10 protein-coding genes are annotated in these 14,141 nt (G+C 38.1%); 5 read left to right on the top strand and 5 right to left on the bottom strand.

The genetic code is table 11. The features are described from left to right. Positions 1-826: 826 nt before the first annotated feature. The 3 genes from H4J46_RS05975 to H4J46_RS05965 are packed head-to-tail and all read left to right on the top strand — an operon-like array spanning position 827 to position 6,904. Positions 827-2,596, top strand: a complete 1,770-nt coding sequence (locus H4J46_RS05975) for a BamA/TamA family outer membrane protein (protein ID WP_310650210.1) — start codon at positions 827-829, stop codon at positions 2,594-2,596. Beyond that, complete coding sequence (locus H4J46_RS05970) at positions 2,593-6,387, top strand: translocation/assembly module TamB domain-containing protein (RefSeq protein ID WP_182232625.1); 3,795 nt, start codon at positions 2,593-2,595, stop codon at positions 6,385-6,387. The genes H4J46_RS05975 and H4J46_RS05970 overlap by 4 nt, the downstream gene beginning before the upstream one ends. Positions 6,388-6,418: 31 nt before the next feature. Further along, a complete protein-coding gene (locus tag H4J46_RS05965) occupies positions 6,419-6,904 on the top strand; it encodes a hypothetical protein (RefSeq protein WP_182232624.1) in 486 nt (161 codons plus the stop codon). A 58-nt stretch (positions 6,905-6,962) separates the two neighbouring features. Here the strand turns inward: H4J46_RS05965 and H4J46_RS05960 are convergent, their stop codons facing one another. Further along, positions 6,963-7,802 carry a universal stress protein gene (locus tag H4J46_RS05960; RefSeq protein ID WP_182232623.1) on the bottom strand — a complete coding sequence of 280 codons (840 nt, stop codon included), beginning with the start codon at positions 7,800-7,802 and terminating at the stop codon, positions 6,963-6,965. Between the two features lie 208 nt (positions 7,803-8,010). Between H4J46_RS05960 and H4J46_RS05955 the strand changes: the two genes are divergently transcribed. Then, positions 8,011-8,799, top strand: coding sequence for a hypothetical protein (locus H4J46_RS05955; RefSeq protein WP_182232622.1), 789 nt, complete (start codon positions 8,011-8,013; stop codon positions 8,797-8,799). A 14-nt stretch (positions 8,800-8,813) separates the two neighbouring features. Then, positions 8,814-9,671 (top strand): mechanosensitive ion channel family protein, encoded by an 858-nt coding sequence (locus H4J46_RS05950; RefSeq protein ID WP_182232621.1) that lies wholly within the window; start codon positions 8,814-8,816, stop codon positions 9,669-9,671. Between the two features lie 161 nt (positions 9,672-9,832). On the opposite strand, the gene H4J46_RS05945 is transcribed toward H4J46_RS05950, so the two are convergent. The 4 genes from H4J46_RS05945 to H4J46_RS05930 are packed head-to-tail and all read right to left on the bottom strand — an operon-like array spanning position 9,833 to position 14,114. Beyond that, the gene (locus tag H4J46_RS05945; protein ID WP_182232620.1) at positions 9,833-10,306 is read right to left on the bottom strand and encodes a group 1 truncated hemoglobin; all 474 of its coding nucleotides are present in this window, start codon (positions 10,304-10,306) and stop codon (positions 9,833-9,835) included. A 20-nt stretch (positions 10,307-10,326) separates the two neighbouring features. Beyond that, complete coding sequence (locus tag H4J46_RS05940; protein WP_182232619.1) at positions 10,327-11,160, bottom strand: DUF3034 family protein; 834 nt, start codon at positions 11,158-11,160, stop codon at positions 10,327-10,329. Then, a complete protein-coding gene (locus H4J46_RS05935; protein WP_182232618.1) occupies positions 11,153-13,465 on the bottom strand; it encodes a bifunctional diguanylate cyclase/phosphodiesterase in 2,313 nt (770 codons plus the stop codon). Before H4J46_RS05935 ends, H4J46_RS05940 begins: the two co-directional genes overlap by 8 nt. Continuing rightward, entirely contained in the window at positions 13,455-14,114 is a 660-nt protein-coding gene (locus H4J46_RS05930; RefSeq protein ID WP_182232617.1) for a methylamine utilization protein, read from the bottom strand. The genes H4J46_RS05935 and H4J46_RS05930 overlap by 11 nt, the downstream gene beginning before the upstream one ends. Positions 14,115-14,141 lie beyond the last annotated feature (27 nt).

The following is a 14,141-nucleotide window of genomic DNA, read 5'->3' as shown; positions in this document are numbered from 1 at the left end:
TGTTAACAAACCATGATTTAATATCCCAAGAGCTAACCTCATTGCATAATAAAGCTATAACTTGATTTTTGCCAAGGATTTATCCAACAGAAATTAAAGATAGATTCGTAGTCGGTAAATGTGACCCGTTTGATTAAGTTTGCGATCTTGTTGAGCGTGCAGAAAATTAATTAGGTCACATATTTATTGTGCCAAACTCAACCTCACTTTCAAAATCTATGTCGAAAGATACTTGATTGATGTTTATGCGACGTTTACTAGCTATCGTACGGCATGGCTAAATCCTTGCACTTCAATGAAAATTAGTAGAACAATGCAGGAGCTTATTGGCAAACAACAGCTGGTGTGCGTGATAGAAAACACCGAAGCTGTGGTGTATTTTGATTGGTACAAGTGAGCAATAACTTAATGAAATTAGTATTACACGAAGCACAGTAAATAATGAATAAACCTTGAGGTGAAATATTTGAAAAATAAGCTTGATGAGCGCTACTATCCTTTTCAATCATCGGGTTTATGGTAAATGAATAAGCTTGCAATTAAAGCTGCTCGTTATAAATATTGCATAAAGCATGGTTAAAATAAGGTTAAAAATCCAGTCAATTAAGTTTACGTTAATGTCTTGGTTTACCCCTTAATTTTAGCTTTAGTTGAAGTCTCAATTAAAGCATTAGTTTTAAACTCAATTCATTTATCACTACGATGTATTCAGATAATTAATTGTAAATAATATTTATTTAATGATCTCCTGCAACAAAGTCGTCATAATTATTAAGCTGATGTTTGATTTTATCAGTCAATCAACCATGGACGAATATTGAAACAAGTGAATGCCCCTTATCGCCATCGACCACTCTATACATTAATGGCTGTTTTAATGTTGGCAAATGCCTTTACAGTGCAATCAGCAGAGCCGGATGCTCATGTCGGTACCCATCTTAATATTATGGGTGTTGAAAGCACATTAAAAACCAATATCTTACGTAATTTGAGTAGTAACGAAAATACCATTCCATTGTCACTGCTGGGTTTTCCGCAATCAAACAATTATATTTTGACTAAAGCCCGCAGTGCCTTGCAGGCATTGGGATATTACCAACCGGTTTTAAACTTGGCTAACGATAAACAAGGCAAAATACTTACCATTGATTTACAGAACCCTGTGCGGTGGCACAACACCAATATTGTGCTCAATTGTGAGAATGAAATTAAGGAAATTTCTCAACTTATTGCTAAACATCCATTTACCCAAGGCAAAATTATTAACCATGGTGATTACAGCCAGTTTAAAGCCTCGTTGCAACGCGAAGCACAAGAGTTAGGTTTATTAAACGCCAGTTTTTCATCTAGCGTGTTAAATGTTGATGTGGCTCATTTTCAAGCCGATGTGCATTGGGTGTTCAACTGTGGCGCTCGCTATAGCATTAACAAGGTGACGATTGAGGGCACAGTTTTATCCCATGATTTAATTAATCGTTATTCAACCATTCGCTCTGGTGACACTTATAGTCAACTTGACATTATTGCCAGTCAGCAGGCCTTAAATCGCTCTGGTTTTTTTAAATCAGTGCTGGTTGAACAGTCAGTTGACCATCTGACAAAAACGGTCGATGTTAGCCTTTCAATATTGGATACTGACAAATATGAACTGAAAACGTTGTTAGGCTATGGTACTGACAGTGGCGGGAAATTAGGGGTAAGCTGGAGAAATCGACGAGTAAACAGTAGCGCTCATCAATATATTGCCGCCATAGATTTTAATAAAGTAAAGCTCGATATTGCGGATATACACGCAACGTTTCAATATCAAATACCGTTAGATAAAGCCAACAGTCAATGGATAAACCTAGTCATTTATCAGATTAAAAATGAGGAAATAGGTCGTAGTAAAATTTTCACCTTAGAGTCTGTGCTGGCCAATAAAATCAGTGCAAATTGGTCTAGTCAATGGTCAATTGCTATGGCACAAGAGCTGTTAGAATCAAATGCCAACGTGAATCGTAGTTTGCAATATATTGTACCTTCATGGCAACTCAATTATTACAGTGTTACCGATCCCTTCTCCGCTATAGCAGGCTGGCGTTGGCAAAGTATATTTCGTTTTAGTGGTGAGCAACTTAGCGATCCCGATATAAAGTTTTTACAAACCGACCAAAAAATAAAACGTATTTGGTCACTCAATAATAACTGGCGATTATTGTTACGTGCACGTTTGGGCACTACGTGGATGGATACCGATGATTTTAATCGCTCTATGCCGTCAAACTATCGATTTTTTGCCGGTGGCGATATTTCAGTCAGAGGTTATAAACATCAAAGTTTGTCGCCTGTGGAGAATAACGTCTCACTAGGCGGTAAGCATGTTGTATCGTCAAGCCTTGAGGTTGATTACTTATTTAATGACGACTTTCGTTGGGCGGTATTTACCGATCAAGGTAATGCCTTTAATGATTGGCGGGATTGGAAAATATATAAATCAATCGGCACTGGGCTAAGGTGGGTAACACCGATTGGCGCTATTCGACTCGATATTGCGAAAGCACTTGATGGTAAAAAAGGCTGGCGTTTTCATATCACCATAGGGCCAGACTTATGAGTTATTTCAAAAAGAAAGCGCTATTAAAGTGGTTTAGCCTAGTGGCCACTGGCTTAATGGTTATCGCGCTGTTAATGCTCTCATGGCTGTACACGACAGAATCAGGTTTGCAGTGGTTAGCTGCACGCATTGCCCAATTTCAAACACAGGAGCTACGTTTAGGTAAAATCAGCGGCACATTAAATACTCGCCTAAAGCTAGCCGAGCTTGATTGGCAACAAGAGGGGACCAAAGTACAGGTGACCGGGTTAGTGGTTGACTGTCAATGGCTGCACTTGATTGACCGTTTGCTGTCGTGCGATAGCATTGCTCTAACTAACTTAACGGTAGCGAGTGTTAACGATGAACAAACTGTATCTTCACCTGAGGCTTTACCCAAGCTAGCTGCAGTGACATTACCTATTGCGCTTAAGGTAAAGCAAGTGACTATGGCTGGCATTAGCTATCAGGCAATGACCGCTAAAATAACGCCAGCCAAAAACAGTGGTCCCGCAACAAGCATACTTTCAGCAAACACAGCTTCAGCTAATACACCTTCAGCTAATGCAGAGTACAATGTTAGCGACCTAGTATTAAAAAAATTAGCCTTCGCGCTTAGCAAAGCAAGCGTTGGTGGGTTAAAGCTAACATTTGACGACCACAAGATAGCGGTATCTGGTTATCTTGACATGCGAAAAAAGTGGCCGCATCAGTTAGTGGTTGAGGTGCTGGGGGCCAAACTTTCGGGAAGTGTAAAATCTAAAGGCAATATCACTGACTCATCACAATTAACTTTACAGTTGCAATCACCTAATCAAATGCTAGTGACTAGCGATTGGTTTTATAACCAAGGCTTATTTTTAAAGCGTGGCATATTAATAGCGGATAAACAACAAGTTGAGTTGGCCAGTCAAGCTATTGCTATTGAACAAACCAAAGCAAACTTTGAGCTCAACTGGCCAAAGCTGAGCGCTAAATTACAAACACAGGCAAGATGGCAAGAGTTTAAAGACATACAGTTATCTATTAATACCGAGCTAGCTAATGTAGTAGATTGGCGTTCGAGTTCAGCCGTCTCTTTGTTATTAAAAAATGAGCTTAATGCCGCGCAAATCGCCACAACCTTGCACCAAGCACTGCCCGAGGCGATTGACCAAAGCACCCCGGCGATAAAGCAATCATGGCCAGTGCTAGCGAGCCTTGATTTGGCCATTAAACAAGGTGTTGCTACGGTTAAAAGTAACAAGTTAACATTGGGTGATTTAACGGCAGCAATACAAGGCGAGTTTAATCTTGATAACCCGACCACTGAAAATTTTTCGCTAAAAGGTCAGCTTAATGGTAGTTCGTTAGCCTTAAATAATGTCTTTGAGTTGGCTGATGTCAATGCAAGTTGGCAGGTAGAACAAAAGCAGTCTCAATGGCTTATCTCTAGTCAAGGTAAGATAGGTAAACTTGCGCTGGCAAACTTTGACGGTAAAGATATTCATTGGGCGTTAGATTTTAGCGAAGACTGGCAGGGGGATGTTAAGGCCGACGCACTTAATATTAATGAGTTTACCCTTGAACAACCGTCATTGAAAATTTCTGGTTTACCCGCGGATCATAAAATGCTACTTAGCGCTACATTAGCTCAAAACACAGGCGCCAAATTAAGCTTTGAGGGTCAATTACTGCAACAACAGGCAAAACCGTTCAGCATCAATAGTGATTTATCAAAGGCTATATGGCAAGTCAGTAACCTTGATTTTAAGGCCGAAAACCAACAACAAACACTGGTTTTAACCACAGAGCAATTACAATTAAGTGCCGAAAATCAACGAATAAAAAATCTATGTCTTAGCGGTAGCGGCACACTGTGTATCAATGCGGATAAGCAAGCAGAGCAGTGGTCAGCTAATTTAATTTTCGAACAGTGGTCAATGTCACCGATTTTCCAACAGGTTAAACATTGGCAGTCCAGGCTACTCGCTCAGTCATCAAAATATCCGCAGGAAGTTCAAGGTAGGGTGACAGGTCAGTTAGCGTTATCAGGTAAAGGTCAGCAATTGGTAGGCGTTTCGGCCAATTTAATGATACCAAGCTTTAACTGGCAGTCATCTGACGTTCAAATACAGGGACAAGCACTGACGATACTTAGCCAGCAGCAGCAAAATGCTATCGCAATCACCACGCAATGGCAGGCAATAAACACTCAATTACAATTATCCGAGTGGCCAGCTGAAATTTCGATACCTACAGGTCAGATTTTGTTGTTAATTAAGCCTGACCTTACCGTCGATTTTGACTTAGCACAAACTGATATTACCTTGCGCACTCCAGATGAAAGCAGCCCAGCTGAAACACAGTTATCAAAGCATTTATTAACGGTAGCGCTTGTAAAGCTGCAGGGTAAATGGCAAAAAGATAAAATATCTACTGGTTTGAACATACAGTTATCTGGCGAAGATGAAATAACGGCCCTGTTTAACAGTGACTGGCCGCTGGTTGATTCAGCTCGCCTTTCTGGTGACTTATCAGTTAATTTACAGCAATTCGAATGGCTTAAGCAGTGGCAAAAACGTATTGATAAAATCGAAGGTAGTCTAGTGCAAAACTTTACTTTAGCAGGTACTTGGCGTGAGCCACTATTTACCGGCGAGGGTTCGCTTGGCATTGAACATTTAGTTATTGATGAATATGGCTTAGATATTCGTAACAGCAAAGTAAAATTAAGTAGTCAACAAGACCGTATTACATTATTAGGTGAATTACAAAACCCGCAGGGAGCATTAACAATAGCAGGGCAAGCAAAACTATCAATGCCGATAAAAGCAAATTTAACGATTGAAGGACAACAAGTTACCTTGGTCAATAATAATGATAATAAATTAATTGTTTCACCCATGTTAAAGGCAAATTATCAAGAGAAGCACTTAACTGTCGACGGTAACTTAATTGTTGACCAAGCGGATATCAAAATAGCATCTTTGCCAAAACCTGCTATTAGTGTTTCAGAAGACCAAGTTATTGTTGACGAAAAAATCCTAGCCGTAAAAGACTCAGCATTTGACTATAATATATCGCTAACGCTGTCAGCAGGAGATAATGTTAAAATCAGTGGTTTTGGTTTATCAAGCGAAATACAGGGTAATTTATCTTCATCACTTATTACCGGCCAACCTTTAACTCTTAATGGTCGCTTAGATTTAAAAGAGGGTAAATTTGCAGCCTATAAGCAAACATTAACCATTGAACAGGGGCAATTATTGTTTCTGGGTACGGCAGAAAATCCAAGTATTCAGTTTCGAGCGGTTCGTATAGTTGATGATATCAAGGTGGGAATTATTGCCGATGGCACAATACATAACCCTCGTTTAACGTTATTCTCAGAGCCAACAATGACAGATGAAAATGTCTTGTCATTACTGATCACTGGCCGAAAATTAGATTCCTTATCACAACAAGAGGGCAATGCACTGACCAGTGCCGCCATCAGTTTAGGGGTAGAGAGTGCCAACAAATTAGTGCAAAAAATTGGTGAGCAACTGGGCCTCAAAGGTGTGGCTTTTACCAGTAAAAGTGGTAATAACGGTAATAGCACCCGTGTTGATATTGCCGCGAAAATTAATGAGCGTTTAAATGTAGGGTACGGCACCAGTATTGACTCTGACAGTAGCGTTCAGGCGGGGTGGAATATTGAATACAAGCTATCGCCAAATATATCGTTTGAAGCGATTAGTGGCGATGAAATAAGTGCTAACATCAACTATAAAAAGCAGTTTTCATTCACTAAAGACAAAGACAAAGACAAAGACAAAGACAAAAATTAGTACCGGCAATTAAATTAAAAAGAAGGTGTTTATGTCAACAGATTCAACAGTATCCACCCGGCTAACATCAACAGGATTAATAACACCTGTCAGCATTTCTAAACGTCATCCATTCATCAGTTGGTTATTAGCGATATTAACAGCCATGCTGGGAGTGTATTTATCGATAATACAATTTGCGGGTTTAGAATGGCTTTCTCGCAGTGGTTGTTTAATTGTTGTACTGGGTATTTGGTCTGGGTTGGGAGGCATCATACAAGAACGATTATTACTTAGCCGACTTAATTTTCATCATCGCATAGTAATGGTTCGCGCTAAAAGAAAATTATATAAATTAAAAGTATCAAGCGAAAATATAGCCAGCGAAATTCAAAGCATTGAGGATGACTTTAAAGAAAAAACCGAAAAAATATTACAAGCTGTTAGATTACAACTGGGTATTCTTGAGGTTTCATTACTCATTACGGGAACATTATTGTGGGGATTTGGGGATTTATTTTTTATATTGCTTAGTTAAGATATAACAACATTTGACTGATAAATAACGATAATGTTTATTCATCAGTCAAAACTAGCTAAGGAGTATTGATTAAAACCATATCACTATTTTGATGGCTAATAAGTGCTGAAATTGTTGAGCCATTGAGCCACTTGTCAAATAAGCTGTGCTTTCTACAGCCGAGTACGATTAAGTCTATTTTATTATCGTCAACGTAAGTGAGCAACGCATGCTCAGGTGTACCACGAACAAAGGTTAACAATTTTTTTGCGCATTTTACTTGTTTAGCGAAATAATATATTTGTTCTTTGTGCAATGCCTCAATTTTTTTTTCGTATTCAATCGCCAAAGGTGGAATGTGAATAACGTGTAATAAAAAGGGCTCTGTTTGCTCTGCGGGTGTACACCACTGGCGCATAAAGTGATAAACGTTACGATCAGATTTGTTATCACTGTCATCTTCATGAAATGGGTCAATTGCCCCGATGGCTTTACCATCAGATAGCCATTTTTCTTGGTTTAATATAAATACCGTATGCTGATTGTTACTAACATATTGATTGTCAGCCGAGGTAAAGCCAGATTTTGAGCGAATAATAACGATAGGGTCTAGTGTGTTAGCCTCGTTATCTACTTGCTTTGACCAGTATTTTTCTTTACAGATATGCACCTTGCTCTTTGGGAAGTGCTGCTTAATTTTTAATTCAATTTGGTCAACTTTTTTTTGATGATTTGCTTGTAAGTTACCTGACATAGCGGCGAGTTCATTTGAAAAATAACGGCGATCAAAAAAACGCTGATGATGGTGTAAATACCAAACTACATTCGCTGAAAATTTATTTTGCAGTAGGGTTATCTTAGAGAAAATGGCATGAGTGACTTCCAAATCAGATAAAACAATGTGTAGTGTTGTCATTATACCTTCCTTGAGGTGGTTAATGATTAACCACAGTAAACGCCAGTCTATATGCGGGGTTTTTCTATACACAAGTGAATTAAGATAGCATAATCTATCAATATAGAAAAATATTTTTAATTGAAAAGTAAGCTAAATTTATACAGTTGCACAAGCTATTAGGTACGTTGATATTAGCTAACAGTCAAATAAAACAGAGAAAATAAAAATGCTGAATAATGCATGGTGGGGCGAGTTTACTTTTGACCTTCAACAACAACGCTGCTGGCGACTGGGTGAGAGAGCCATCATTCTTAAACGCTTAGACAATGAATGGAACAGTTGGAATCTAGAAACAGATACTGATAATAACGAGCTAATGGTTGTTGGCAATGGTGATGAAAATTACGCTATTGGTGAAGCAAAATTCGGCCGGTATTTACAACAAAGTACCTCTCAAAACATACGGGTATTACCTTTACTGGCAGACCGAGCGGTAGTGGCGCGCCCAGATACACCCTTAACTTTACTTGCGGGTGAAAAATCACGGTTATACGTTAGCACGCCTATTTGGTTCTTGGCTCAATTATTACCTAAAGGTGAATGTTTACTTGATTTACCCTTTTGGCGACCGTCTGACTCTTGGTTTGGTCCATCGACAAGAGAAGGGCAGATATGTTATGCAAAATATACTGAGGCGCGTATTCAGCTTAATAATATAGACAAACGGCCACATCGCGCAATAACTCCAATTACTGTGATTAATAACCATAACAAGGCGTTAACCATAGAGCGAATTAATGTGCCAGTGACCTTATTGCATTTATATGCCGATGAAGAACATCAACTTTGGACCACAGGCATTTCGGTGCATCGAGATGGTGATAGTGATAATGTTGAACTGCATCTTGATAAGCAGGCGCCAGTTGAAGCTTTATCGCCGATGTTAATTAGTGGCCCAAGAATCGCAATCGAACAAAGTATACTCATACGAAGTATTAGTAGTTTGTTTGCTTAAAAAAGAGAGATTTTGTGAAAGACATCATAGCGTTTATCGACCTACTCAAAGCCTCACATTTATTTGCTTTTATTCAGGCTACTTTATTGTTTATTATTGGTTTTATCATCGCGCGCTTAATCAGCAGTGCTATTGTTAAAGTATGTCAGCATAAAATGACAGCTCATGGACAGTTATTCCTTAAAAGAACTATTTTTTACGGTATTTTAATTTTAGTGACCATTTCAGCCTTAGATAATGTCGGTATTGATCTTAGTATTTTACTTGGCGCTGCGGGTATTTTTACTGTTGCCTTAGGGTTTGCTTCTCAAACATCAGCATCAAACTTAATTAGCGGCTTATTTTTGATGATTGAACGGCCCTTTTCTATTACGGATGTTATCCGTGTCAATGACATTACCGGCGAAGTTATATCGATTGATTTACTCTCAGTTAAACTACGTACATTTGATAACTTGTTTGTCCGTATTCCCAATGAAAGTATGATAAAAAGTGCGGTCACCACACTGACCAAATACCCGATTAGGCGCGCTGATTTAAACATTGGTATTGCGTATAAAGAAGACATTGAAAAAGTACGCAATATATTGATGGATATTGCGGCGAAAAATTTAATTTGTTTAGAAGAACCAGCGCCCGTTTTTATCATCACTGGTTTTGGTAGCTCTTCTATTGATATTCAGTTTTCAGTGTGGACGATACGAGAGAATTTTCTAACCTTGAGAAATAGCATGTATATAGAGATTAAAAACACCTTTGATCAGCAAGGAATTGAAATACCTTTTCCACACATAAGTTTATATGCTGGCACGGCAACAAGCCCTTTTCCACTTTCATCCACGAGCAATAACAGTGACAAAAGCGATAAGTAATTTAGCCACTGGGTTAACTGAGCATATAAAGTCATCACAAACACTCAAGTTACTGGTTTAAACCGGTGTACAGGAGCATTTACCAACACTATTTTTTTAATTAGCTTGTCTGCTACCATCCTGAGTCCCAAGTTTACTGACAGTGCACTGATAGCAAATTGTTACATGTTAATGATGGTTTTTCTTAGTGGCGCAAGTTGCGCTAATAATAGGTTTTGGATTGGGTAGCTAATATCTGCAGCATCCATAGCCTCAATAAAAAGCTCAACAAAATGATTAAATTCGTTTTTATTGATATACATGCCTTGATGAATATCTTCCATACTATCACCTTTGTATTGACAAGGACCGTCAGCTAAATGGCATAAAAACACGGTGAGTTGGTCTTGAAAACGGGTGACATTACTTTGAGCAAAATGAGCAAACACCACATCATCTTGACCAATAATATTAATTAAATGATCAATGATGTTATCAAGTGCTGGTTTCTCACCCATTTTTTGATAAAGGGTAGGTTCGGTCTGTGCTTGGCTATTACTATCAATGTGGCTCTCAACATGGCTCTCAATATTACCGCTAGGCGAAGAGCAAGCGAAGCAACTCATTAGTAGCAGTAATATTATTGATTTTTTCATACTCGTTATTCCAGTTTTCATTATAAATACCACATAGTTGATAAATACCAACCGGTTTGTTTGTCAATGGCGGCAATACTACCTAAGTCAACATAGGCCAATGTCACGCTAAGATGTTTATTGGGAAACCAGGCAATGAAAATATCTTTCCAGTGGTCTTCACCCAAATTTAAGTTATCAGATTTTTGCCTAAATTCGACGCCAAGGGCTAAGTGTCGGTTAAGTAAAATAGCGCTTGAAACTTCTAATTGAATTTTTTTCTTTTCATGAGCACCACCAAAACCTAGCAAGCCTAGTTGATTGCTTTTAGTATGTCTGGCGGTAACGTTCCATAACCAGTTGTAACCGTTAATAAAGCCTAGGTGCAGTTTACTTGCGGCGATGTAAACATCAGTACCAGTATCTTTTTTTGCACCTAATGAAAATGCAACATCACTCGTTTTTAATCTTTTTGATTGAATACCTAAACTCACTTGCGGCATAGTGGAATAGACTAAATCGCCAAATAAATTAATTTTTGCTCCAATAATGTTTTGCTTTAAGTTCAGTTTAAGCGGGGTTACTTCAAAGCTTTGTTTAGCATACGACAATTCTATTTTGTCATATAAATTTGCCTGCACAGCACAACTATCTAAAGAAAAGTCTTTAACAGTAACTCGACTACATGCCGCACTGACCGAGATACTTTCTTCGGTCGCATAGCCGGCTAACTGCGCCCAAGGAACAATGCCACCGCCGCCAGAACCTTCAATTTGGGACACCCCTGGCGTGGCTAATATTTTACCTTCTGCTGAGCAGTTGGCAGAGTAAAGAGCAAGAAAACAGCCATAAAGTAAGGGGGGTATTTTATTCATAGGCATTTAACCATATTAGTAATTCAGCTGATTTAATTGGACGTGAAATAAAGTAACCTTGTGCATGGTTACATTTCATCGCTTTGAGCATATCTAGAGACGCTTTATTTTCTACACCTTCAGCAACCACACTAAAACCTAATTGGTGGCTCAACTCTATGGTAGATTGAACAATGTATTGGTCTTTTTCTGAGGTGTCTAATTCAAGGATAAAGGCTTTATCTATTTTTAGCTCATCAATAGGTAATTGCTTCAATTTACCTAAAGATGATTGCCCAATACCATAGTCATCAACAGAAATTTGTATACCGGTCTGCTTTAACTGTGTGAGACGATTAATCACTAAATCTTCATTAGTCATAATATCTCGTTCAGTTATTTCTAAGGTAACAAGTTTAGGATCGACATGGTATTGTGAAATTTTTTCAAAAATAAAGTCAATGAAATCAGTGTTGATAATGTCCTGCGCTGATATATTAATGGCAACCTTAAGCTTAAGGTTTTTAGCTCGCCACTCTTGTTGCTGCCTAAATACCGTATCAATGACCCAGTGGGTTAATTTAATAATAAGCCCTGATTGCTCAGCTAAATCAATAAATAACTCAGGAGAGACAAATTGTTTATTCGGTTTTATCCAACGAATTAATGACTCTACTTTTTCTATTTTTCCGTTTTCTAAATTGAGCTTGGGTTGATAAACCATGAACAACCCGCCATCATCACGTGCTAATGTTTCTCTGAGTTCTTCAAGTAAACTTAACCTTTCTAAATAAGCCTCATCTTCACCACTTTGGTAAGCTCTTAGCGTTGAATTTTCTGTTTTTGCAGCTTCCAAAGCAATAGTCGTTCTTCGCACTAATGCTTTTGCATTGCTACTTTGCTCTGGGAAAAGGCAAGTGCCAACACAATAATTTAAATTCAACCAAAGTTTATTAACTTTTAACGGTGCTCTTAAAGGCGGTAAAAAATGTTCAATAATATCCTCATAACTTTCGTTATTTTTTAGGTTAATAAGCACCCCAAATTCAGTGCCTGAAAATCGTCCTACCATTAATGTTTGTTCTGGATAAATGGCTTTAATCCTTTGGACAATGGACCTAAGGGTAATGTCACCAGTGCCTAAACTATCGTTTATGCGTTTAAAGTTGCGTACGTTTATTGCCATCAGCAATAATGAACCGTCAGTGTTATGATCATGCAAGGTGATTTTTTCTGCCAGCAGTTCAAGAAAAGTTGCGCGATTATAAACATCGGTTAACGCGTCATGCTTTGCCTGATAATTAATTTTAATTTCACGTTGTTCAATTTTTTTACCCATTTGAATAAAGCTGTTGTAAACACGGAGCACTTCTACACCACCGTCTGAAATCACAGTGTTATGCTTATATTTACCACGAGCAAAGTCATGGCTTAATTGCGTGAGTTGGTGCAGAGGTTTAGTGAGACTTCTGGCAATAAAACTACAAACAATGGCAGTAATACCAATGATAAAAAACGAAATTAACAGTGTAATAGCGACTAATTTATCAAGCTCTATATAGCTTGGAGATAAATTTACAGACAATTGTGCAACGTATTTATCGTATTGCGAATCAGTAAATGTTATTAGCTTGTTCTCATAAAGCTTTCTTTCAAAGAGTAACCAAGAGTTATCAGTTTTTTTAAAATGTTCTTTATGGCTAGCATCGATATTTTGCAAAGTCGATATAATCAGTGCATCGTTATAAATAAAGCTAACTTCAACGGTCATTAGTCTTTTTAACTCATCAACGAATGCCTGATCTATTTGAAAACCTATGACAGAGTAGGCAATGGTTCTGGGGGCTTCAACCGGCAATATAATGAGTTGGTATAAACTATCACCAAGCAGCATTAACTGAGTTTTATTTAAGTTTTGTTTTATGGCCATTAAGCTTTGGCTTAAGGTCGAGTCAAAGGTAAGTTGGTTATTACTTGAAGAAATAATTTCACCATTTAAATCACTTAACACCATTAAACTCGCATTAATTCGAGAACCATGGTTTTGTAACACGCTAGCAATAGTGGCCTGATCACGTGAGGCAACCGCTTGCTTAAAACCGAAGTCTGCCGTCAGTACTTTTGACGCCGTAAGCAGCAATTCTTCTTTGGCTTTTAAATATTCTATTAATACGTTTTCAGCACTTTTAATACGTTGATTTATTTGTAGGTTATGTGACGATATGGTTTTCCACATAGACACAGCTAATAAACTGGCCACCGTTAAAACAACCAGTGACACACCTAGAAAAGTGATTTGTTGACGTAGAGTAAGTTTACTGGCCATTTTTTTTGAATATACTTTGAAAGGTATTTCGTGGTTCAGGCGCATCAACAATTAAATTAATCACCAATACGCCATTATTATTTTTGCTTTTAGACAAATCATCATAACTCATATTTGTTAAGCGAGTCACCGAACTGGCATGCCACACATTAACGCTATCGTATTCAACCATATCTGCTAATGTTGCTATGCCTTGCTCGTTAGTCATTAATACCTGTGTTGAGCTAGCAATATAAATATAACCAATCATAGAGTCGTGTATGTTGCAGCCTAATACAGCTACACCGGCAACATCAAACTGTAATGGTGCTTTAGGTTTGCCTGAGTAAAGTTTTAATTCAAAAGGTTTTACCGATGAAAACGAGTAAACATGATGCCTGATGTTGTCACTGTTGGGAAAATTAACATAGTCACCTTGATGGATAACTAACACCTCGGGTTTAAAGAGTTTATCAACCTGATCCATAACCAAAGTATTTGGTGGTAACACGGGTGCAGAAGCAGCGTTGGTTACAGAGAACTCCAATACTGCATTTTTAAGTGGCAATCCTTGTTGATCTTGCACTAGAAAAGACTCGGCCCTTGCTTGTATACAAAGTACTAAAAGCGTAATAACAATGCCTGAGGTATTTAAAAGATGATTTATCATAATTTCCTTTTAAAATTATTTAGGTAA

It is taken from the genome of Colwellia sp. MB02u-6 (assembly GCF_014077095.1).
Classification (GTDB): Bacteria; Pseudomonadota; Gammaproteobacteria; order Enterobacterales; family Alteromonadaceae; genus Cognaticolwellia.
Note: the sequence above shows the minus strand (reverse complement) of the source record. Positions and strands in the feature narration are given on the sequence as shown.